Raw genomic sequence first — 21663 nt, 5'->3', positions numbered from 1 at the left:
CCGGCGCGGCCCCTGAAAATGCTGCATTGCGGCGACTTACGGACGGTCGCCGAATGACGCTACGGCATCACACCGCGCCCTTGTTGTTGCTGAACGGATCAAGGATGGTGGCGACGCCGGAAATCAGTTCCGCCTCGCTGCGCAGAGCCTCGTCAGCGCGCCGCGCATTGTCGTCACGCTCACGCCGCAACTCCTCGATCAGCGCCGCACGGTCGCCATCCAGACGCGAATCGGTCGGTGCCTCGATACCCAGCTTCTTGGCGGTCTTGGCCACCAGAGCGTCCAGTTCGCGCTGCGAACACAGGCCCAGCGTCACCGGGTCTTTGGGTGTGATGTTGGAAATGTTCCAATGGGTCCGGTCGCGGATCGCCGCGATGGTGGTGCGGGTGGTGCCGATCAGCTTGCCGATCGCGCCGTCCGACACTTCGGGGTGGTTGCGCAGGATCCAGGCGATGCCATCGGGCTTGTCCTGACGCTTGGACACCGGCGTGTAGCGCGGCCCCTTGGTGCGACGGACAGGCTCCGGGCCTTTCAGCATCTTGAGCTTGTAGTCGGGGTTCTGCTCGCCCTTGTGGATTTCGTCCATGGTGATTTCATGGGCGCGCACCGGGTCACGGCCGGTATATTTGGTGCTGGCGGTATCGTCGGCGATCGCCTGCACTTCCAGGATGTGAAGCCCGCAAAATTCCGCGATCTGGTCGAAGCTCAGAGCGCTGTTGTCGACCAGCCAGCTGGCGGTCGCATGGGGCATGAGTGGCTGGGACACAGGAACATTCTCCGGCACAAAAACGATAAGGGCCGCCCAAGCAGGGCGGCCGCGACCGTCTGGAGATAGTCGATCATCCCCGTTGGAGCAAGGAAAAGCGTCAGGCCGCGCTATCCAGCCCCAACCGGTCAATGGTGTGCAGCCCCGCCAGGAACTCGCGCGCGCTGCGTTCCCAGCTGAAGCTGCGGCCATAGGCGGCGCAGGCGGCCCGATCACAGGTCAGCGCCCCGGCAATCGCCTGCCCCAGATCATCCGACAGCGCGCCGCTTTCCGGGGTCACAATGTCGACCGGCCCGGTGACGGGATAGGCCGCGACCGGTGTGCCGCAGGCCAGCGCCTCGATCATCACCAAGCCGAATGTGTCGGTGCGGCTGGGGAATACGAACACATCGGCCCCGGCATAGGCGCCCGCCAGCGCCTCCCCGAACAATGGCCCCATGAAATGCGCCTGTGGGTAGCGCCGCTCCAGCGCTGCGCGGGCGGGGCCATCGCCTACCACCACCTTGGTGCCGGGATGATCAGTGGTCAGGAACGCCTCCAGATTTTTCTCCACCGCCACCCGACCGACAGCCAGCATGATCGGCCGGGGCAGGTCGGCAAACAGCGCGGGCGGCGGCGCGTCGGGGGTGAACGCGCTCAGGTCCACCCCCCTGCCCCATGGCAGCACATTGTGCAGCCCATGGGCGCGGAGTTGCGCGCGCACCGACCCGGTCGATACCAGCACCGCCTGCGCAGACCCGTGAAACCAGCGAATATAGCGCCAGAACCAGGCCGCAGGCAGGCCGGTGCGCTGCGCCACATAATCGGGGAAATGGGTGTGATAGGCCGTCGTGAACGGCACATGCTCCCGCAAACACCAGCGCCGCGCGGCCAGGCAGAGCGGCCCTTCCGTCGCCAGATGAACGGCATCCGGCTGGAAGGCCGCAATCGCCTGCCCCACAACGCCAGGCCGCACCAAGGCCAGCCTTATTTCGGGATAGGTTGGGCAGGGAATGGAGCCATAAAGATCAGGCGAAATCACCTGAACATCATGCCCCATCGCCTCCAACTCCGTCCGGATCGTCTGGAGCGTGCGCACCACGCCATTGACCTGCGGGGTCCAGGCATCGGTGACGATCATAATGCGCATTTGGTTACCTCACTCACCGTATTCCCGCGCAGGCGGGAACCCAGTTCAACGGCCGGACTGGGTTCCCGCCTGCGCGGGAACACGCGGCATATTATCTCAAGCCGCCATCCGCGCCCGTTCACCCTGCTCTGCCTGCGTCCGCGCCGCGATTTCATCGGCCCAATGCAGCACTTCCATCCGTCCGCACTCATGCTCGACCAGCGCTGTGCAGCCTTCCACCCAGTCGCCATCGTTATAGTAAGCGACGCCGCCAATCTCGCGCATTTCCGCGTTATGGATATGGCCGCACACCACGCCATCGACGCCCCGCGCGCCCGCTTCATGCGCGACGACTTCCTCAAACTGGGAAATGAAGGACACGGCATTCTTGACCTTGTGTTTGGCCATTTTGCTGAGCGACCAATAGGGCAATCCCATACGCTGCCGCACCGCGTTCACGACGACATTCAACCGCATCAGCGTGGTGTAGGCAGCGTCGCCGACAAAGGCGAGCCAGCGATGCGCCAGCATGATCGTGTCGAACTCATCGCCATGCAGCACCAGCAGCTTGCGCCCGTCGGCAGTCGTATGGATCGCCTTGCGCCTTATTTCCACGCCACCGAAATTCATGCCGGTGAACTGGCGGAACATTTCGTCATGATTGCCGGGGATATAGACGACCCGCGTGCCGCGCTTGGCCCGCTTCATCAGCCGCCACACCACGTCATTATGGCTGGCCGGCCAGTAAAAACGCTTCTTAAGCCGCCAGCCATCGATGATGTCGCCCACCAGATAGATGGTGTCGCTATCCACATTGTCGAGGAAATCGATCAGCATCGCCGCATTGCAGCCACGGGTGCCAAGGTGGATGTCGGAAATCCAGATGGTACGAAAGCGGCGACGCTCACCTTGCGTCCGTTCCGGAACGGAAAATGGCTCTGCGCCGTCCTCCGGCAGGTCCGCCAAAAATGGCAGGCGCGTGATGGCGTTCATGATGCGATCCCCAAAGACTGATGCCCTCAGGACCGGTTCCCTACCGCCGCAATGTTACAGTTCCGAAGGGATTATGACGGAAATGCTACGGTTTGCGGGGTTTTCTGCTCCCCCTCCCGCCTGCGGGAGGGGGTTGGGGGGTGGGCCAACGCACCCTCAAACCACCAGCACAATCTTCCCGAAATGCTCGCCCGCATCCATCCGCGCGTGCGCCTTGCTCGCGTCCGCCAGCGCAAAGCGCTGATCCATCGCCGGGCGCAACTTCCCGTCCTCCACGAAGGACCACACCGTCCGCACCAGTTCATCGGCCACCAGGCTCTTGAAGCCCACTGACCGCGCCCGCAGCGTCGATCCGGTGATCGTCAGCCGCCGCTGCATGATCGCGGGAATGAATATGCTGGCCTTCGCCCCGCCCAGCACCGCGATCGACACATGCCGCCCATCCTCGGCCAGGCACTCCAGGTTGCGCGGCAGATAATCGCCGCCGACCATGTCCAGCACCGCCTGAACGCCCTGCCCGCCGGTGATGCGCTTAACCTCCGCGGCATAATCCTGGGTCTTGTAATTGATCGCCTCGTCCGCACCCCACGCCTTGGCCTGTGCGCATTTCTCGTCCGACCCGCAGGTGACGATGACACGCACGTCGAACAGGTTGCACAGGCGGATCGCCATCGTGCCGATCCCGCTTGTCCCGCCATGGACCAGCACCGTATCGCCACCCACGGCATAGGCGCGCTCGAACAGGTTGGTCCACACGGTAAACAACGTCTCCGGCAGCGCCGCCGCCTCGACCATGTCATAGCCGTCCGGCACCGGCAGGCATTGCCCCGCAGGCGCTACCGCATATTCCGCATAGCCGCCACCTGCCAGCAGCGCGCAAACCCTCTGCCCGACCAGCAGCTCTGCCCCGCGCCCGGCAGCCGCGATCGTGCCGGACACTTCCAGCCCCGGAATGTCCGAAGCGCCCGGCGGCGGCGGATACTTGCCCTGCCGTTGCAGCACATCGGGCCGGTTCACCCCGGCGGCGGCGACGCGGATCAGCACCTCGTCATCGCCCGGCACCGGCACCGCGCGCCGCTGTGGCACCAGCGCGTCAGGACCACCCGGCACGGGAATGGCGATCGCCATCATCTCGCCCGGTACGCGGTTGCCGTCGGCCATCATCGCTTCCCCCAAAAACACGCTCATGCTGCACCGCACCAAAATCGACAGGCAGAACGAGCGCCCTTATTGACAGAGTGGCCCGCAGGGTCAACATTACGCTTTATGGACAAGGATGATGATCTCCCCCGCCGGGCTGACGATCCACTGGCCCGGCTGCACGCGCAGGATCTGGACCCCTTGTCCGTGGCTGAACTGGACGCCCGCATCGCCGCTCTCAAGGCGGAAATAGCGCGGACAGAAGCGAAAATGGAATACGCCGTTAACCATAAGGCAACTGCCGAGGCGTTATTCAAGCGATGAACCCGCGCCTTGCCCCACGCACCCTTTTGACGGGTTCTACCGGGCACGGTCAGTCTGGCAATTCCGCAGGTCGGGACGCACGTCTTGATCCGGCGTCGAGCAATGCCGACATAAGGTTCAAGACCGCCCTCTCATCGGGCCAGGAGTAGAACAGACATGCCTTCTTTCGCCCCCGCTCTGGAAACCACCCTGCACAATGCGCTGACCCATGCGTCGGAACGCAAGCATGAATATGCCACGCTGGAGCATCTCCTCCTGGCACTGATTGATGACGAACATGCGTCAAAAGTGATGCAGGCGTGCGGCGTGGAAATCGGCGAACTGGGCGACGCCGTCACCCAATATCTCGATACGGAACTGGACAGCCTCAAGGTGGAGGGCGCGTCCGACCCCTCCCCCACCAGCGGATTCCAGCGCGTGGTCCAGCGCGCCATTCTCCATGTGCAATCGTCTGGCAAGGATGAAGTGACCGGGGCCAATGTCCTCGTCGCGCTCTTTTCCGAACGCGAAAGCTATGCCGTCTATTTCCTGCAACAGCAGGATATGAGCCGTCTCGATGCCGTGAGCTTCATCAGCCATGGCGTCGGCAAGGGTACGCCCGCGCCTGAGCGTCAGGAGACCAAGGGGGCAGCCGAAGAGGAGAAGAAGGTGCAGGACGGCAAGGGTAAGAAGGACAGCGCCCTCGATCAGTTCACCGTCAACCTCAATGAGAAGGCGGCGCGCGGCAAGGTCGATCCCCTCATCGGGCGCGCGTCGGAAGTGGACCGCACCATCCAGATCCTGTGCCGCCGCTCGAAGAATAACCCGCTCTATGTTGGCGATCCCGGCGTCGGCAAGACCGCGATCGCCGAAGGTCTGGCGCGCAAGATCATCGAGGGCGAAGTGCCTGATGTCCTGAAGGAAGCCGTCATCTACTCGCTCGACATGGGCGCGCTGCTGGCCGGCACCCGCTATCGCGGCGATTTTGAGGAGCGGCTGAAAGCCGTCGTCACCGAACTGGAAAAGCTGCCCCACGCGGTCCTGTTCATCGACGAAATCCACACCGTGATCGGCGCTGGCGCGACCAGCGGCGGCGCGATGGATGCGTCCAACTTGCTGAAGCCCGCTCTGTCGGGCGGCACGATCCGCTGCATCGGCTCGACCACCTACAAGGAATTCCGCAACCATTTCGAAAAGGACCGGGCGCTGCTCCGGCGCTTTCAGAAGATCGACGTCAACGAACCCACGATTGAGGATACGATCAAGATCCTCGCTGGCCTGCGCTCGGCGTTTGAGGAGCACCACCACGTCAAATATACGCCCGACGCGATCAAGGCGGCGGTGGAACTGTCCGCCCGCTACATCAACGACCGCAAATTGCCCGACAAGGCGATCGACGTGATCGACGAGGTCGGCGCGATGCAGATGCTGGTCGTGCCGTCCAAGCGCAAGAAGGTGATCACCCCCAAGGAGATCGAACTGGTCATCGCGACCATGGCCCGCATCCCGCCCAAGACCGTCTCGTCCGACGACAAGAGCGTGCTGGAATCGCTGACCACGGACCTGAAGCGCGTCGTGTTTGGCCAAGACAAGGCGATCGAAGTGCTGTCCAGCGCGATCAAGCTGTCGCGCGCTGGCCTGCGCGATCCCGACAAGCCGATCGGCAACTATCTCTTCTCCGGCCCCACCGGCGTCGGCAAGACGGAGGTGGCGCGCCAGCTTGCGACCCTGCTCGGCATCCCGCTCCAGCGCTTCGACATGTCGGAATATATGGAACGCCACTCGGTCAGCCGCCTGATCGGTGCGCCTCCGGGCTATGTCGGCTATGACCAAGGTGGCCTGCTCACCGATGCGGTCGACCAGCAACCGCACAGCGTCCTGCTGCTCGACGAAATTGAAAAGGCCCACCCCGACCTGTTCAACATCCTGTTGCAGGTGATGGATAATGGCCGCCTGACCGACCATCACGGCAAGACCGTCGATTTCCGCAACACCATCCTCATCATGACCACCAATGCCGGTGCGTCAGACATGGCGAAGGAATCGATCGGTTTCGGCGAACTGACCCGCGAGGATGTGCAGGAGGATGCGGTGAAGAAACTCTTCACCCCCGAATTCCGCAACCGCCTCGATGCGATCGTCCCCTTCGGCTATCTGCCCCCGGAAATCGTCGCCCGCGTCATCGACAAGTTCGTCCTGCAACTCGAACTGCAACTGGCCGACCGCGACGTCCACATCACCCTGGATCAGGATGCCAAGGACTGGCTCACCAAGAAAGGCTATGACAAGCTGTATGGCGCCCGCCCGATGGGCCGCCTGATGCAGGAAAAGATCAAGCAGCCGCTGGCCGAGGAACTGTTGTTCGGCAAGCTGGTCCATGGCGGCGAAGTCCACGTCCATATGAAGGACGAAGCCCTGGCCTTCGAAATCACCCCCGCAGCCCCCAAAAAGGGCAAGAAGGGCGGCAAGGCCAAGGCAAACGAAGGCACCAAATAAGCGCGATGACAGACGCAAACGAAAGGGCGGCCCGCAAAGGCCGCCCTTTTTTTTCATCACGCGCGCGTCTCACTCCAACCCCGTCATCCCCGCGGACGCGGGGATCCATCTCTCGCCACGCAACTAGGTTGGCCATGGCAGAGGAAGTCAGGTTGCTAACCCAACATGGGTGGATTGCAGACGGGCAGCTTCAAACGAGGCTTCGTAATAAACCGACTATGCCTCTCAACGAATCCAGCTGGGTGGCTCAGCCCGCCGGAGATCACGAATATCTGTTATTTTGACCACTAGACCTAGCGGAGCGTTATCACTTTTTTCGGCAACGCCTTCGATATTTGCCCGAAAGAACTTAACTCCATGCCAGTCAGAAGCACTTTGGTTAATCCTCATTCGGTTCAGGGCCCCCTCGCTTACGCCTAACCACAACGGCGCAGTGTCACAGTCTGCGGGATGCAGCGTCGTTGCCCCATCTGATCTATATCCGATGAACGCATTATGGGCGGTTACGCGCGCTCCTTCGGAAATCGAAAGCTTCTGGCGATCCCAGCATCGCGCGAGGTTCACATTGGGTGGCGCGACCTTGCAGCTACTGAGAGCTATTACGATCGGCAGAATTTGATGCATCTGCATATATCTCTCTCCCCTGCTTTTGGCCTCGACGTCTGCTAGCGGATAGCATGCAATGCGGGTTCGAACGGCAAGAAGAAATGGTCGAAAGCATCACATCACTTATCGGCGTGATATCTTTGTCGGAAGCTCTCAAGCCAGTGTATGCGGCTTGCAAATTGTTTTTTCTGCTGAGTGCTGGGGGCAATGCCCAGGCGCGTTTTGCACCTTGCGATTTCGTTGTCGAGTTCGACCAAACTCAATTTGGCCAACCCCTCTTCATGATCGATGACACGGCTGCGCTTGCCCACATCGGCAGGATAACCGGCCCGTTGAATGTCCGCAACCGGGCCAGCGCCATTGTGATCTCAATTGCAATAAGTGGTCGTTAGCAACAGTCCGTCTCCTCGTCATACCAGGCTAGACTTGGCAACCATCCGCATATCTCGATAGCGGACAACCCGGCAAATCCCGCTGGCCCCGTCCCCACATTTCCGCCACCCTCTCCCCAACCGCCCCGCCAAAGGAGAGCTACGCCGTGCCAGACACCCTCACCCTCTACACCAACCCCATGTCGCGCGGGCAGATCGCCCGCTGGATGCTGGAGGAGGTCGGCTCGCCCTATGGCACCGTGGTCCTCGACTATGCCACAACCATGAAAGCCCCCGACTATCTCGCCATCAACCCGATGGGCAAAGTCCCTGCGATCGTCCACAACAGCACCATCGTCACCGAATGCGCAGCCATATGCGCCTATCTCGCCGACGCCTTCCCCGCCGCCAACCTCGCCCCGCCACCGCAAGCACGCGGTGCTTATTATCGCTGGCTCTTCTTCGCCGCTGGCCCCGTCGAAGCCGCCATCACCAACAAGGCCATGGGCTTCGTCCTGCCCGAAGGCCGCGAACGCAGCGCGGGCTATGGCTCGCTTGAAACGGTGCTGGACACGCTCGAACAGGCGGTGTCGGGGACGACATGGATTTGCGGCGACCAGTTCACCGCCGCCGACGTCTATGTCGGATCACAGATCGACTGGGGCCTGGCCTTCGGCACCATGCCGGAACGCCCCGCCTTCACCGCCTATGCGGAGCGCCTCCGCGCCCGCCCGGCTTATCAAAGGCAAAAGGACATAGACGGCGCCCTGATCGCCGCCATGCAGAAACAGGCCTGATCCCCACCCCCACCCCGTTCGCTTCGAGCGTAGTCGAGAAGCAAGCAGCGCTGCATCGACGCCAAGCGCGCCTCGTTTCTCGACTGCGCTCGAAACGAACGGATGTTGGTGCAAAGCCATAACAAAAAAGGCCCGGCGGAGATCACTCCGCCGGGCCTTCCTTATCTCGCTACCGCGCCAATCAGTCGCGATTGCCCATGAAGCGCAGCAGGAACAGGAACATGTTGATGAAGTCGAGATAGAGGTTCAGCGCCCCCATGACGACCGACTTGCCCATCATGTCCGTACCCGCGACATGCGCGTAGATGCTCTTGATCTTCTGCGTGTCATAGGCGGTCAGACCCGCGAACAGCAGCACGCCGATGAAGCTGATGACCAGATCCATCGCGCTCGATTTCAGGAACAGGTTGATCAGGCTGGCTACCAGCAGGCCAACCACGCCCATGATCAGGAAGGTGCCGAAGCCCGACAGATCCTTCTTGGTGGTATAGCCAAACAGGCTCAGCCCCGCGAACGCCGCTGCCGTCGCAAAGAAGGTCTGGCCGATCGACGTGCCGGTATAGACCAGGAAGATGGACGAGAGCGACAGGCCCATCACCGCGGCGTAGGCCCAGAACAGCCCCTGCGCCGCCGCAGTCGACAGCCGGTTGATGCCAAAGCTCAGCACCATCACGAACACCAAAGGCGCGAACATGATGACATATTTCAGGATGCCGGGACCGCCCAGCACCTGCAACGCCAGCCCGCTCGACGCAAACAGCACCGCGACGATGCCCGTCAGCAGCACGCCGCTCGCCATATAATTATAGACGGACAGCATATAGCTGCGCAGACCGGCGTCGTACGCCGCACCCTGCGCGACGCTTCTGCCGCCAAAGCCCGCAATATCGGAACGGGGATCAGACCAGTTGGCCATGAAAATTCTCCTTCGTCGGCGTCACTGTCGCCGCTGAATCCATTATCGGCTGTTATGCACCGATATTCAAGCGCTGTCGTAACCACACTGGCCTAACGCCCGGTAAAGCCTATAGTCGCCGCGTCATGCACCGCCTGTTCGTCGCCATCCGCCCGCCGGCCAGCCACCGTGCGCAGCTGCTTGCGTTGATGGGCGGGGTCGCGGGCGCCCGCTGGCAACGCGACGACCAGTTGCACCTGACGCTGCGTTTCATCGGCGAAGTCGACCGGCATTGCGCAACCGACATCGCCTATGCGCTGCGCACGATCCGCTTCGCTCCGTTCGACGTCAGCGTCTCAGGCGTCGGCGCGTTCGACCGTCGCGGCGTGATCGACACGCTCTGGGCCGGGGTCCAGCCGCGCGATCCGCTCGCCAGCCTGCATCGCAAAGTCGATCGCGCCTGTGTCGCGCTTGGCCTGTCGCCCGAAGAACGGGCTTATCTGCCCCACATCACCCTCGCCCGCTTTGGCCGGACGGCCGCTCTGGTCGATCCCTTCCTCGCCGCCCACGCCGCGCTGACCAGCCCGCCCTTCACGATCGACAGCTTCGCCCTGTTCGAAAGCCGCCTCGGCCATAACGGCGCGAGCTATCATATCGTCGAGGATTATGGGCCAGGCAGCCCGGCCTGAACGCGGGTCCTAACCCGCCGTCAGCACGCCGCAGGCGATCCGCCCGCCCGCATTGCCCGCCGGGTCGCTCTTATTGTCGTCGGCCTGCGCGTGGATCACCACCGCCGCGCCATCGTCATCCAGCAAGGGCATCGTCCCGCTGCTGATTGTCCCGCCCGCAATGACATATTCGATCGCGCCGGTGCCGTCCGTTCCGACCGTCATATTGGGCATATCGCCCATATGCGCGCCCGCCGGATTGTCCATGCCATGCTTGCGCCCGGTCGGGTTCCAATGCCCCCCGGCGCTGGCAAAGTCGGGCCCGGTGCAGGTGCCGGTCACATGGACATGCACGGCATGAATGCCCGGCGTCAGCCCAGTCGCCTTGACCAGCACATGCAGCCCGTCCGCCGACTCGGTCATGCTGGCGGTGCCACGCTCGGACCCGTCACCTGCCGCCAGACTGGCACCGGCCGTTGGAGCAGACGCGTTCGACCCAGTGGTTGCACAGGCCGATGCCGCGATCGTCAGGGGCAAGGCGAGCAATATGGCGACAAATTTCATGATAAACTCCCGGAGGTCGGCGAACATAGCAGCGAACGCCGCAACGGCACATTTGTTGCCGATCATCACCGGTCTGTCACCGCATTTTTGCCCGACATAATGCTACCGAGTGCAGCCTAGCATGGTCATACCGACCCTCGTTCGCTTCGAGCGCAGTCGAAAACGACAATCGCAATGCCCGCGCTACAAACAGCCAATCTTTCAGATCCGCACACCCAATACTGCGCACCCCAACGAAAAAGGGGCCGGTCTTTCGACCAGCCCCTTCATCTGCTTTCCATCTTTGCGGAAGGAAAAGTCTCTTACATGCCCGAACCCGGACCGTAGGTGATTTCCACGCGACGGTTCTGCAGTTCGCGAACGCCATCGGCGGTTTCAACGCGGGGGTTCGATTCACCGAACGCCTGGGTCGTCATGACGCCATCAGGGATGCCCTTCGAAGCCATGTAAGCCTTAACGGCGTCAGCGCGACGCTGCGACAGGCCGACGTTGTACGAGGACGAACCCGACTTGTCCGCATAACCTGCCAGCATGACCTGGGCGCTGCCGCAGTTGCTATAGGCCGAAACCGCGTTGTCCAGGATGGTGGCGGCGTCAGGCGTGACGTCCGACTTGTCCCATTCGAAGAACACGATGTACGGTCCAGGGCTGCACTCTGCCACTGGCGGCGGAGGCGGCGGCGGGGGAGGCGGCGGGGGAGGCGGCGGCGGCGGGGGAGGCGGCGGAGGAGCAGCCGGTTCGCCGAAGTTGTAGGTCAGACCCAGCAGCAGGCTGTGGGTGCGCAGCTTGGTGTCGGCGGTCGCGCCGGCCGGCGCAAATGCACCGCCATAAGCCGTGACCAACTTGATATCGTCCTGGTTGAAGAAGCGATACTTCAACGAAACGTCGACATTGTTGGTGACCGGGTAGCGAACGCCCGCAATCGCCTGCCAAGCGAAACCGGTGTCGCTGTCATTCACATTGTCGTTAGCCAGCTTGCCGCGCGAAACGCCGACACCGCCGCCAACGAAGCCCTGCAGGCCATCATCGGGACCGAAGTCGAGCAAGCCGTTCAGCATGAACGACAGGGCTGAAGCAGAACCGCCGAAGCCGCTCTGGTCCAGATCAACCTCGGCGCGCTTGTACGCGGCCTCGGCTTCGAGGCGGAAACCGCCAAAGTCATAACCAATGTTGGCATCGAAGTCGTAGCCCTTGTGGTAATCCACAGAGGGCGAAGCAGCGCGCGCAGGCGTAAAATCGATAACCTGGTCTTCGACAATCATTACACCGGCATCAACGCCGACATACCAACTGTCGTCACGTGCCATGGCCGGGGTGGCCAAAGCAGTGGTAGCAAGAGCAGCCGCGAGGGCAAGCTTCCGCATCTGAATTCCCCTTTCAAAAGTGTCACGAAGGACTGCTGAAACCCTGTATCTGGAAGAAAGTTTCATGGCAAGTCCACAAATAGTGAAACCGTTGCAAAAATAACGCAGTAGGGCTCCTCGGAACCCCCATTTAGGCTATTTGCATGGTTCACTCAGCTAATAGCGAGACGACATGACAATAAAAAGTAAATTCGGACAAATTTAGCTTTCGATCAGCCCATGTGTCCTTAAAACAACGAGTATGGCCTCCAGTGTAGTGCGCGCCTCTGCGTCAATCGTCGCGCCGCCCGTCGGCGCGGCAATCGCCCCCTGCCGCCCGCCGACAACTTTTTCCCCGTCCAGATACAGCCCATCGTCACGCACCAATGCGTCCCGCCACAGGCTTCCGTCATGAAAAAGCGCATGACCCCGGTCCGCCACATCCATAGACAGCCCGGCACGCGGCGCCACAAAGCGCCACCCACCCTCGCTCCAGCTGGCTACGCATCCCTCCTGTCCGGTCCAGGCCCCGCCCGCGCCAGCCGCTACGATCCAGCATTGCCCCGCCGTCGGCGTCGCAGGCGGCGTCGCCACATCCGCGCTCTCAACCCTGCCGTGCAGCAGCGTGTCGATCCGCACCAGCGACTCGTTGTGGAAAATTTCCTTCTGTGCCTGCCCTGCAAACAGCATCGGCATCGCCCATCGCGCCGTCATGTCCATCCCATCGCTCCCGTCCAAAATCAAATCGTGATCCCGATCAGCCCCGCCCGCCCTGTCGCAAAGGTGCCGACCTGCCGCACCTCCACGCTCAGCGCGCCGTCTTGCCCGGCACCACTATCCGCCGCGATCATCACAGCATCATAGGTCCAGCCCGGCACCAGCGTCTCGGCACTGCGCACCACGACATCGCCGTCCAGCACCCGCACGAGATAACGCTCGCTTTCCTCGCCCAGCGGCACATCGCCCCCGCTGCTCCAGCGCCAGCCCGCCCGACTCCGCCGCGTCCAGCCAATCACCCAGCCACCCCCGTCCGCCCGCGCCGTCAGATGCACCGGAGAGGGTGGCATCAGCGCCTCGCCCGTCACCGCAATCTCCGCCACCACCGGCTCCACATCGCCCAGCCCGATGGCCGACAACTGCACCGTCCCGCCTATCTCGCCTGCCACGCCCAGCATCGCCAGCGGCTCGACCAGCCTTTCCTCCTCGATCAGCAGGAACGCCTCGCCCGCCGCATGGTCCGCCATCGCCCATTCGGTCCCGCGCAGCCCACGGCGCAAATCGCTCAGCCGATAGCTTGCCTCGCCCGTCTGCACCGCCGCACCAAACTGGATCAGCTCGCGCCCGACCAGACACAGGTTTCGTCCCTGCGCCAGCGCCGCCTCATCCGCCGACAACAAATCCATATCTTCCGCGAGCAACGCCACCAGCAGCGCATTTTGCCCGTCCAACATCGTAACGCTACCCGGCGACAGCGCAGTGTCCGCCACCCCCATCACCGCCCGCGGCGCGCTCCGGCCGATCGGCACCGCCTCCCCCGTCCCGCTCATCGCAAACAGCGCCGCGCTGCGCCAACCTCGCCCACCGCTCGCCGCAGCCACCACCAGCGGCGCATTCGCAACGCCCTTAATCAGGCGCGGCAGGTCCGCCAGCATCAGGCTCGTCACCCCATGCGGCGCATCCACCTGCCGCACGATCACGCCGGACGACGCCCCGCCGGGCAACACTCCGCCAGCCCCCGGCACTCGGCGCAGCGACAGCCGCACCGCCATCCCCTCCCATTCGCGCTCCTCGATCCGCCACAGTCCCGGCGCATCGACCACCCGCACCACCATGCCCGGCTCCAACCCCAGCGCCGCCCAGCCGCAACGTAGCGCCATCGTCGCCCGCCCGGTCCAGCCGCTCGCCAGCCGCTCGCCCGCCAACGCCCGCGCCGCATCCGCGGCCAGCACCGCAGGCAGCTCGATCCCGCGCTCGCTGCGCCCCGGCCCCGGTCGCGTCACCCGCTGCACCCCCGCCTGATAATCACGCGCCGCATCATAGTGCCGCAGCGACAGCGCCACCGGCACGCCATCCGCCGCCCCGCCGGACTGCTCGACGGCATCGACCGCCCGCCCATTGACCCGCGCGGCCAGCACGCCGGCACCAATCTCGTCCACACTCTCGCCCGCCGCCATCAGCGTCAGCCCCTGCAACGCCAGCCCATGCGCCTCGACCAGCGGCGTGATCGCCTCTCGCACATCCGCTCCGCTCGCCGCATAGCCCTCGACGCTGGCCAGCCCGGCCCCGCCGATTCGCCCGCAACTCACCGCCGCCGCCACAGTCTCGATCGCCACAGCCCCCTCGTCCGCCTCCACCTCGAACGTCAGCGACGGAATCCGATTGCCATAATCCTCCAGCGCCAGATCCTCGAACAGGACATAGGCGATACCGCGATGCGCAGGCGTCTCCTCCACGCCTTGCGCTGCGGCGATCAGCGGATCGACCGGCTGATCCTCGCCCCCGTCATGCACCCGGAACGCCGACACCGCGCTCTTGAAGTCCCCCGCCGCCCCGCGCAGCAAATTGCCATCGGCCCAGATCCGCCCGATCGACCGGATTTTCCGCGCCGACAAAGCCACCGCAAAACTCGCCGAATAGCTGTAGCTTGTGACGCTCGGCCGACCCTTGCCGCCACCACTCTTGCTTTTTGTCTCACGCAGGTCGGTCGCCCAGATCACCGTCCCGGCCACCCGCATCGTCCCGAACAATTGCGGCACCTGTGTACCGTAACTCGACGTCTGCACCTGCAATTCATTGAGGCGCGGCCCCTCCCGCCCCTTGGGCTTGAACAGCACGGCATGGTCGATCGCATTGCCGATCAGCGCCCCGATAGCCCCGCCGATCGGCCCGCCAATCACCGTGCCCACCGCACTCAGCACCACCGTCGCCATGACACACTCCTTCTATATCGCCAGCCACCACCCCATCACCGGCCAGGGCGACGCCCCCGGCATCTCGACCACGCGCCGCAATCCGGCATGGGCATGGACAAAACCACCCGGCACACAGATCATCAGATGCAGCTGCAACGGCCCCGGCCGCACCAGCGCCACATCGCCAGGCTCACCACCCGCCACCGGCACCAGCCCCGCCGCCCGCAGCCAGCCCTCGGCCCGCCCGACATCCCCGCTGCGCAACCCGTAAGCATGGGGCGCATCCCGCCCCAGCGCCAGCGCCACCAGCCCGACGCAGTCCAGCCCCGCCATGCTCCGCCCATGCAATCGAAACGGCACGCCCACCAGCGCCCGCGCCCGCTCCACCGCGCTCATGCGCCGGGATAGCGGGTCAGCAAATCCATCCCCGGCAGATAAGGCTCACCCCGAAAATTCACCCCATTGCCAAAGCGCCCGGCGCAGGTCACCATCTGCCGGTCGCACCCTTCCGTCAGCAGCGCCAGCGTTCCCGCCGCCACCGCAAAGACCGGCGGATCGGCCAGCGTCACCCCGTCCACCCCATTATCCAGCACCGCCTGCACCAGCCCCGCATTGGCCCCGCCCAGCCAGCGCAATGTCCCGAACGCATAGTCGCCCGCCACCAGCCCGGTCACGGCAACCTCAGCACCATCAACACCGGAAACCGCCACCACCCGCCGCCGCCCCGCGAGATCAACCCGGCATGCCCGGTCGCCCAGGCTCGCGCGGCAATCGGGCGATGTCGACGGCGCCACCGCCGCCCCCAGCACCGCCGCAGCCCCGATCAGTTCCGCGCTGAACGCCGCCCCCTTGCGCGCCACCGCGCCAATCTCGCCGCGCGCCAGCGACAGCCATAGCACGCCCGGCGCCTCCCACTGCGTCAGCCACAATTCCAGCGCCGCCCCATCCCAGCGCCCCGCCATCAAATCCGCCTCGCTGATCGCATCACTGGAAAGCGCCCCCGCCAGGTCGCTATCCTCCCCCTCCAGCCCGATCCCGCTGCGGATCGCCGATGGCGTCATCCCAGGCGCGGCGCGATAGGTCAGCCCATCAATCACCAGATCGCGATCATGGTTCGTCAGCCCGATCGTCACCCCGTCCCGCCGCTCGATCCGCCAGCAAAAGGCGAGCGTCACCAGCGGCTGCTCCAGCGCCTCGATCATGCTCATTCGCGTATCTCCACCAGCGGCACCGACGGCGCTTCCCCCGCCGCAAAGGTCGCCCGGTTGATGTCCAGCCGATCCTCGGCAAAGCGCACCGGCACGTCGAAGCGGAACCCGGCGGTCAGCACCACGCCATCGGCAGGCGCCTCGTCAAAGGCGATAATCCCCATCCCCTCATGGCTCCACCCGCCGACCATCTCGACACCATCTACCGCCACCCGGATCGTCTCCGCCACTGGCCGGGTGATGACCCGCCCCTGCGCATCCTCCCCGACGCCATAATAGCGCATCAACTGGAACGCGGCCTGCACCCCGTCGCCCACGCCCAGCTTCTGGTCGAGCGACCCCGGCACCTGCGCCACCGCCCCGCTGCGATCATCATAGGGATCGCTGAAGCGGAACCCCCGCGCCGCGCCGCGCCTTGCCCGGAAAAAGCCGATCAGCGTCGCAATGTCCGCCTCGGACCGCACTCCCGGCCCCGCATCGAAGGACAGCCGCGCATCCGCCCAGTCGCTGCTCCGCCGCTCATGCCCGGACGGGCTTTCGACAATCTGCGTCGAAAAGGCCGGCGACAGACTCGCCTCCCGCCCAATGGCCAGAGGAAACAGCACATCATCAAAGGCTTGCATCGCATCCTCTCCATCCATCCTGAACGCGACAAAGCCATCGCGGCACACTTGCGGCAGCGCCCAGACAAAGGTCGCCGCCGTCCCCCGGTCCACCGACGCCTGCGCCGCCGCCGCAATCTTGCGCCACTGTCCGGCCTGCTCCGGCAACAGCACAAAGCCCGCCAGATAATGCTGCTCGTCGACCGGATAGCCGAGCCGCGCCGTCGCCAGCTCTATGCCCCGCGCGGTCAACCCAGGCCGCCCCTCGGTCACCCAGTCATAATCTTCCAGTTGCAGCACATCGAAGGCAGGCGAGGCCCACCCCACCGGCATGTTCGCGCGCTTCGCTTCGGGCGCGCGCGGGTCCAGTATCGTCGGCAGATAGGCCAGCAAATGCGTCACCGCCCCCGGCGCAACCGCCTTCACCGCCGCGCACAGGGCCGCCGTCGACGCCGCCAGCACCACGCCCGCCTGATCCAGCAACGCGCATTGCGCCCCATCGAGCGCGCCCCAGATGCTCGCAATCGACACCGGACTGCCGCCAAAGGCCGCCCGCGCCGCATCGTCATAGATGCAGATCCGCCCGTCGCCTGGCAACACCCACCACCAGGGTTCGCCCACCTGAAACAGGATCGGCAGTCCCGCTTCCAACCCGATGAAAACAAAGGCACCTGCCACAGCCTGCAAATAGGCCATCGCCCCGCCATGCGCGGGCGACAGCAGGGTCGAAGGCGGCACCCACCCCGTCAGCGCCGGGTCGCCATTCTCCGCCCGCTGCTTCCAGTCGTTCCAGCAATGCGCGTCGAACAGCTCGTAGGACAGCGACCAGATGACATCGAAGCCCAGCGCCCTGGCCCGTACCGCAAAATCCCGATGCCACGCCGCGCATGGCCCGTTCAGCACCCCGCCCGCCAGACTGACGTAAAGCTCACTGCCAACCCGTTCGAGCCGGAAATAATGGCTCATCCCGACATAATGATTGATCGCCCCGCGATAGCCCAGCGCATGGATCGCCGCGACCACCCGCTGAGGCGTCTGGTTGAAACAGTCATCATAGCCCGTCGCCATGGCCAGCCCATGTTCCGGCACCATGACGTCACCAATCGCCAGCACGGACCCGGCCCCGTCGCACGCCATGTCCGAAAGCTCAGCCCAGCCCTCGACAGCGCCCGCAAAGGCCGTATCCCCCGCATCATAATCGGGCGGCACCAGCGATATGAACATCCGGTCCACGTCGCCCGCCCACACCGGATCGGCCTCGCCCGGCAGCAGAAAGCCACCATCAAGCGCGGCAAAATCCAGCGTGATAACCGCATCTTCCGGCCCGCCGCTGGCATAGTTCCACAAGCGCACATACCAGGCGCGCGGATTCCCCGCCGCGTCCCGCCCCTCGATCGTCAGCGTCGGCCCATGCGTCTCGTCCAGCTGGCGCAGCCCCCCGCTCCGCCAGCGAAACCGCAACACGCACGCGCGAAAATCTTGGCTCCTCTCATAGGCCAGCAAAGGATGGCTCCACCCGTCCGCCGCCTCCCAGATCAGCCCCGCCAGATCGCCCGACCCGTAAAAGACCGCATCCACCCGCAAGGCATCTGCCCCGGTCGTGACCACGCTCGCCATCATCGGGCGCGGGAAATTGACGGTCCAGTGGGTCGGGGCAAAGCGCTTCATCCAGCGCATCTCCTGCCCCCGCCGCGCATCCGCCAGCCAATAGTCAAGTCGCCCCATCAGCCCAGCGCCCCCTTAACCGCCCGCGCCACCTGCCGTGCACTGCGCGCCAGCAATCGCGCCTCGCTCTCCTGCCCTCTGCCATTCACCGCGATGCTCACCCGCACATGCCGCGCGCCCCCGCCGCTAGCGACCACCTGCCCGCTGCTCGTCGGCACGAACATTTCCGGCCCGCGCTCGCCGACCATATAGGCCCGCCCCGGTGCCACCGGCCCGCCCGTCGCCCGCCCCGGCAGCCCCAGCGCCGACGTCAGCAACGAAGCGCCGAGATTGACGAGACCACCTCCGCCACCGGCACCATTCATCGCCGTCCGCAACGCACTGGCTGCAATCTCGTCCAGCACCGACAGCGCGATCCGCCGCAAATCCTCAAAGCCGAACTTGCCGGTCCGCACCGCCCGCAACAGCCCCTGCTCGATCCGCCTTCCGGCCCGCTCGGCCCCGTCGCCCAGCGGCCCCTCGATCCCCGCCCGCATCACCTCCACGTCCCGGCTCAACCCCTGCGTATCCGCCCGAACCCGCACCACCAGCGTTTCGATTTCCTCGTCCATCCGGGTCACTCCCTTTCACAATTTCCGTTCGCCCTGCGCGAAGTTGAAGGGCCAGCCTGAGCGGAGCGAAGGCACTTCGCCTGCGGCTCAGTGGTCGGCTTCGACTTCGCTCTCCTGAGCTTGTCGAAGGGCCGAACGGCAAATGGTTCAATCCGGCATCACCCTCATCAACCGCGCCAACTCACCCCCATCCACCCCCGCATCCACAACCTCATCCCCCCGCGCCGCCCGCAGCACCGCCGCCAGTTCCGCCGGAGTCGCGCGCCAAAACTCATCGGGCCGCCAGCCCAGCAGCCATCCGGCCACCCCCGCCAGCCGCGCCGCGCCCTGCGCAAAGCCCGTCATTTCCCCGCCAATATCTGCTGCAAAATGGCCTTGAGCACCGGCGTCACCTTCGCCAGCCCCACCGCGACAATCGCCTCGCCCAGCGCCTCGCGATCCATCCGGTCCCGATCAATCAGGCAATGCCAGAACAAGGCCACCAGATCGCCCAGCGACAGCTTCCCGTCCGCCGCCCGCTCCACCAGCGCGAACAGCGGCCCCAGTTCCGCCTCCGCCGCCACCAGCGCACCAAAGCTGGGCCGCAACGCCAGCACGTCCCCGCCAATCTCCAGCGCCGCCTCGCCCCGTTCGGGATTTGGGCGCTCCGCGTTAGCGCCGCTCATTCGGACACCACCGCGCCGGAGCTTTCCAGGCTCAGCGCATAATTGCGCTCGCCATTATAATCCCCTGCATAGTCCAGCCGCGTCACCAGAAAGCGCCCGCGCATCCGCTCGCCGCTCTCGAAACTCAGCTCATAATCCTCGATCGTGCCCGACAGCGCATGATTGCGAATGCGCACCTCCGCCGCCGACCCGGTAAACAGCCCCGCCGCCGATACGCTGACCGATCGCACCCCCGCACCCGACAGCAATTCGCGCCACCCGCCCGAATCCTTGGACGTGACGTTCACCGCCTCGCCATTCACGGACAATTGCGTAGTGCGCATCCCCGCGACGGTCGCATATGTTGCCGGAATGTTGCCATCCCCCACTTTCAACAGAAACTCACTTCCCTTTTCGACGCCCATGGCGCATCCTTTCTTCCGATAAAGCGTGCAAAACGCTGGTTAAGGAGAGTCTCAATGATCTTCATCGCACCGCTCATGTTGCTGGCCGCAGCGGCCGCTCCCGCCGCCGATCCTGTCGGCGCGGGTCGCAAGGCCTATTCGCAATGCCTGTCGGCCCAGATTCAGCCGGGCCTGGAAAAGAAGCTGACGCTCGGCGATTTTCAGTCCGACATGAAAAAGACCTGCGCCGCCAAGGAAGCCACCTTCCGCGCCGCCATCGTCGCCGCTGACAAGGCCGACGGCATGTCCGAAAAAGCCGCCCAGGCCGACGCCGACGACCAGATCGCCGAATATGTCGACAAGATCACCGCGGAATATGAGGATTATAACAAGCCTGGCTGAGGCGCAGTCGGCCAGCGGTACGCAGGGTCTGCTTCTCACCTAAAAGGGGCGTTATTGCTCAAGAAGGGAGAGAGAATGGTCTACAAAATTGTGTCAGCGCAAAAGCAGTGAGCGATAAATCGATACAAGAGAGATTCATTCGGGAGATTTCGTTAAATCTCTTGGGTTCTCAATCGGTTTTCAAGCCTTCACATTACGGCATGGGAAGAGAGCCGGCTGACCTTGTTTGGGCGGCGGGTCGCTGCGTTGCCATAATGTACATGACCTCTGGCAAGGACAGCTTCGAGGAAAAGCGCAGGCATAACCATGTACAGATGCATGAATGGATTCGAAATTGGCAGACAGGGCAGGTGCTTCACGGGCCGAAAACCGCTCTAGGCTATGGCGACGTCGACTACATCGTTGGCATATCTATCGTTGGCGGCTTCCAATCCGGTTCAATGATAGATGACACACAAGTCAAATACGGCGAATCCAACCATCGATTTGGAAATCGAAAGCTATACGCTTGTGCAACAATATCAGATTCCGTTTTTTTGCGTTTATCCAAGCGAAGTGTTGGCATACGCGACATCATCCATTTCTTCGATTATTTACGCGGCCGTGGGGATATGGTGAGCGATGATGATGCTGTTTCATGGATTGACCACTGGGAACAGGCGCAGGCGGCTCAGGCTCGGAATTGCTTTGGGCCGATACTGCCATCAAGTGAATCTCTAAATGAAGCTTGGCAACAGACCCGAATGCTGTTCCATTCGATAAGGACTCAGCCTATTGGCGAAGGACATGTGAATCATGGGCTAACGTTAGATTTATCCATGGGCGATGCAGTCTGGCTAAGCGTTGCTGAGCGCTCACTTGCTCTGCAAATCGCTTCTCCTGGAGAAAAAGGACCTGTACTCATAGGATCTAGTAGAGCAGTAAGCGTTTATAATTTAAACGTTTTAATCGCTGCTCAAACCAAGTTTATACCAAATAATGCAGTTTATTTTCAAAAACCAGGGATTACGATGATTTCATCGTTAGATTTTGGTGCTGAAAATCCTGTCCGAATGTTTTTCATCGGTGGGAATTCTTTTGGAACTGGCATTTACAATGCTCTAGATGAGTTTCGTCAACAGATGGCAGTTTAAAAAGACCGCCAAGCCGGCACCCATTCCCTTTG

The 21663-nt window shown here is 63.5% G+C and carries 23 protein-coding genes; 7 read left to right on the top strand and 16 right to left on the bottom strand.

Annotation, left to right across the window (positions count from 1 at the left end):
- Positions 1-67: 67 nt before the first annotated feature.
- The 4 genes from KRZ98_RS02120 to KRZ98_RS02105 form a co-directional block, all read right to left on the bottom strand.
- The gene (locus KRZ98_RS02120) at positions 68-751 is read right to left on the bottom strand and encodes a DUF1013 domain-containing protein (RefSeq protein WP_119744336.1); all 684 of its coding nucleotides are present in this window, start codon (positions 749-751) and stop codon (positions 68-70) included.
- A gap of 115 nt (positions 752-866) precedes the next feature.
- Positions 867-1895, bottom strand: a complete 1029-nt coding sequence (locus KRZ98_RS02115) for a glycosyltransferase family 1 protein (RefSeq protein ID WP_217672026.1) — start codon at positions 1893-1895, stop codon at positions 867-869.
- 96 nt (positions 1896-1991) lie between these two features.
- The gene (locus KRZ98_RS02110) at positions 1992-2867 is read right to left on the bottom strand and encodes a UDP-2,3-diacylglucosamine diphosphatase (protein ID WP_217672025.1); all 876 of its coding nucleotides are present in this window, start codon (positions 2865-2867) and stop codon (positions 1992-1994) included.
- 156 nt (positions 2868-3023) lie between these two features.
- Positions 3024-4055 carry an NAD(P)H-quinone oxidoreductase gene (locus tag KRZ98_RS02105; RefSeq protein WP_217672024.1) on the bottom strand — a complete coding sequence of 344 codons (1032 nt, stop codon included), beginning with the start codon at positions 4053-4055 and terminating at the stop codon, positions 3024-3026.
- 78 nt (positions 4056-4133) lie between these two features.
- Here KRZ98_RS02105 and KRZ98_RS02100 point away from each other — a divergent pair, with 78 nt between their 5' ends.
- The 4 genes from KRZ98_RS02100 to KRZ98_RS02085 all read left to right on the top strand — a co-directional run bounded on the left by KRZ98_RS02100 (position 4134) and on the right by KRZ98_RS02085 (position 8580).
- Positions 4134-4331, top strand: a complete 198-nt coding sequence (locus tag KRZ98_RS02100; protein WP_006953215.1) for a DUF1192 domain-containing protein — start codon at positions 4134-4136, stop codon at positions 4329-4331.
- Positions 4332-4487: 156 nt separating this feature from the next.
- Complete coding sequence (gene clpA / locus KRZ98_RS02095; RefSeq protein ID WP_217672023.1) at positions 4488-6806, top strand: ATP-dependent Clp protease ATP-binding subunit ClpA; 2319 nt, start codon at positions 4488-4490, stop codon at positions 6804-6806.
- Between the two features lie 707 nt (positions 6807-7513).
- Positions 7514-7804: a hypothetical protein gene (locus KRZ98_RS02090; protein WP_217672022.1), complete on the top strand. Its 291-nt coding sequence runs from the start codon at positions 7514-7516 to the stop codon at positions 7802-7804.
- A 146-nt stretch (positions 7805-7950) separates the two neighbouring features.
- The gene (locus tag KRZ98_RS02085) at positions 7951-8580 is read left to right on the top strand and encodes a glutathione S-transferase family protein (protein ID WP_217672021.1); all 630 of its coding nucleotides are present in this window, start codon (positions 7951-7953) and stop codon (positions 8578-8580) included.
- 181 nt (positions 8581-8761) lie between these two features.
- Here the strand turns inward: KRZ98_RS02085 and KRZ98_RS02080 are convergent, their stop codons facing one another.
- Complete coding sequence (locus KRZ98_RS02080; protein ID WP_217672020.1) at positions 8762-9496, bottom strand: Bax inhibitor-1/YccA family protein; 735 nt, start codon at positions 9494-9496, stop codon at positions 8762-8764.
- Positions 9497-9621: 125 nt separating this feature from the next.
- On the opposite strand from KRZ98_RS02080, the gene thpR reads away from it, so the two are divergent.
- Positions 9622-10164 (top strand): RNA 2',3'-cyclic phosphodiesterase, encoded by a 543-nt coding sequence (thpR, locus tag KRZ98_RS02075; protein ID WP_217672019.1) that lies wholly within the window; start codon positions 9622-9624, stop codon positions 10162-10164.
- A 9-nt stretch (positions 10165-10173) separates the two neighbouring features.
- Here thpR and KRZ98_RS02070 read toward each other — a convergent pair whose 3' ends face one another.
- The 11 genes from KRZ98_RS02070 to KRZ98_RS02020 all read right to left on the bottom strand — a co-directional run bounded on the left by KRZ98_RS02070 (position 10174) and on the right by KRZ98_RS02020 (position 20117).
- A complete protein-coding gene (locus KRZ98_RS02070; protein WP_217672018.1) occupies positions 10174-10707 on the bottom strand; it encodes a superoxide dismutase family protein in 534 nt (177 codons plus the stop codon).
- Between the two features lie 302 nt (positions 10708-11009).
- Positions 11010-12071, bottom strand: coding sequence for an OmpA family protein (locus tag KRZ98_RS02065; protein ID WP_217672017.1), 1062 nt, complete (start codon positions 12069-12071; stop codon positions 11010-11012).
- 201 nt (positions 12072-12272) lie between these two features.
- A complete protein-coding gene (locus tag KRZ98_RS02060) occupies positions 12273-12770 on the bottom strand; it encodes a DUF2793 domain-containing protein (protein ID WP_217672016.1) in 498 nt (165 codons plus the stop codon).
- Between the two features lie 20 nt (positions 12771-12790).
- Positions 12791-14980 (bottom strand): phage tail protein, encoded by a 2190-nt coding sequence (locus KRZ98_RS02055; protein WP_217672015.1) that lies wholly within the window; start codon positions 14978-14980, stop codon positions 12791-12793.
- Positions 14981-14992: 12 nt separating this feature from the next.
- Positions 14993-15358 (bottom strand): C40 family peptidase, encoded by a 366-nt coding sequence (locus tag KRZ98_RS02050; protein WP_217672014.1) that lies wholly within the window; start codon positions 15356-15358, stop codon positions 14993-14995.
- The gene (locus tag KRZ98_RS02045) at positions 15355-16164 is read right to left on the bottom strand and encodes a DUF2163 domain-containing protein (RefSeq protein ID WP_217672401.1); all 810 of its coding nucleotides are present in this window, start codon (positions 16162-16164) and stop codon (positions 15355-15357) included. The genes KRZ98_RS02050 and KRZ98_RS02045 overlap by 4 nt, the downstream gene beginning before the upstream one ends.
- Positions 16165-16166: 2 nt before the next feature.
- Complete coding sequence (locus tag KRZ98_RS02040; RefSeq protein WP_217672013.1) at positions 16167-18497, bottom strand: DUF2460 domain-containing protein; 2331 nt, start codon at positions 18495-18497, stop codon at positions 16167-16169.
- Entirely contained in the window at positions 18497-19048 is a 552-nt protein-coding gene (locus KRZ98_RS02035) for a tail tape measure protein (RefSeq protein WP_217672012.1), read from the bottom strand. Before KRZ98_RS02035 ends, KRZ98_RS02040 begins: the two co-directional genes overlap by 1 nt.
- 147 nt (positions 19049-19195) lie before the next feature.
- Positions 19196-19393, bottom strand: a complete 198-nt coding sequence (locus KRZ98_RS02030) for a phage tail assembly chaperone (protein WP_217672011.1) — start codon at positions 19391-19393, stop codon at positions 19196-19198.
- Positions 19390-19713, bottom strand: a complete 324-nt coding sequence (locus KRZ98_RS02025; RefSeq protein ID WP_217672010.1) for a gene transfer agent family protein — start codon at positions 19711-19713, stop codon at positions 19390-19392. Before KRZ98_RS02025 ends, KRZ98_RS02030 begins: the two co-directional genes overlap by 4 nt.
- Complete coding sequence (locus KRZ98_RS02020; RefSeq protein ID WP_217672009.1) at positions 19710-20117, bottom strand: phage major tail protein, TP901-1 family; 408 nt, start codon at positions 20115-20117, stop codon at positions 19710-19712. The genes KRZ98_RS02025 and KRZ98_RS02020 overlap by 4 nt, the downstream gene beginning before the upstream one ends.
- Positions 20118-20171: 54 nt before the next feature.
- Between KRZ98_RS02020 and KRZ98_RS02015 the strand changes: the two genes are divergently transcribed.
- On the top strand, positions 20172-20498 hold the full coding sequence (locus tag KRZ98_RS02015) for a hypothetical protein (RefSeq protein WP_217672008.1): 327 nt from the start codon (positions 20172-20174) through the stop codon (positions 20496-20498).
- A 107-nt stretch (positions 20499-20605) separates the two neighbouring features.
- A complete protein-coding gene (locus KRZ98_RS02010) occupies positions 20606-21631 on the top strand; it encodes a hypothetical protein (protein ID WP_217672007.1) in 1026 nt (341 codons plus the stop codon).
- Positions 21632-21663: the final 32 nt, after the last annotated feature.

Origin of the sequence: Sphingobium sp. AS12 (assembly GCF_019097845.1) — a bacterium.
Classification (GTDB): Bacteria; Pseudomonadota; Alphaproteobacteria; order Sphingomonadales; family Sphingomonadaceae; genus Sphingobium.
The sequence above is the reverse complement of the archived record's forward strand: the minus strand, read 5'-3'. Positions and strand labels throughout refer to the sequence as shown.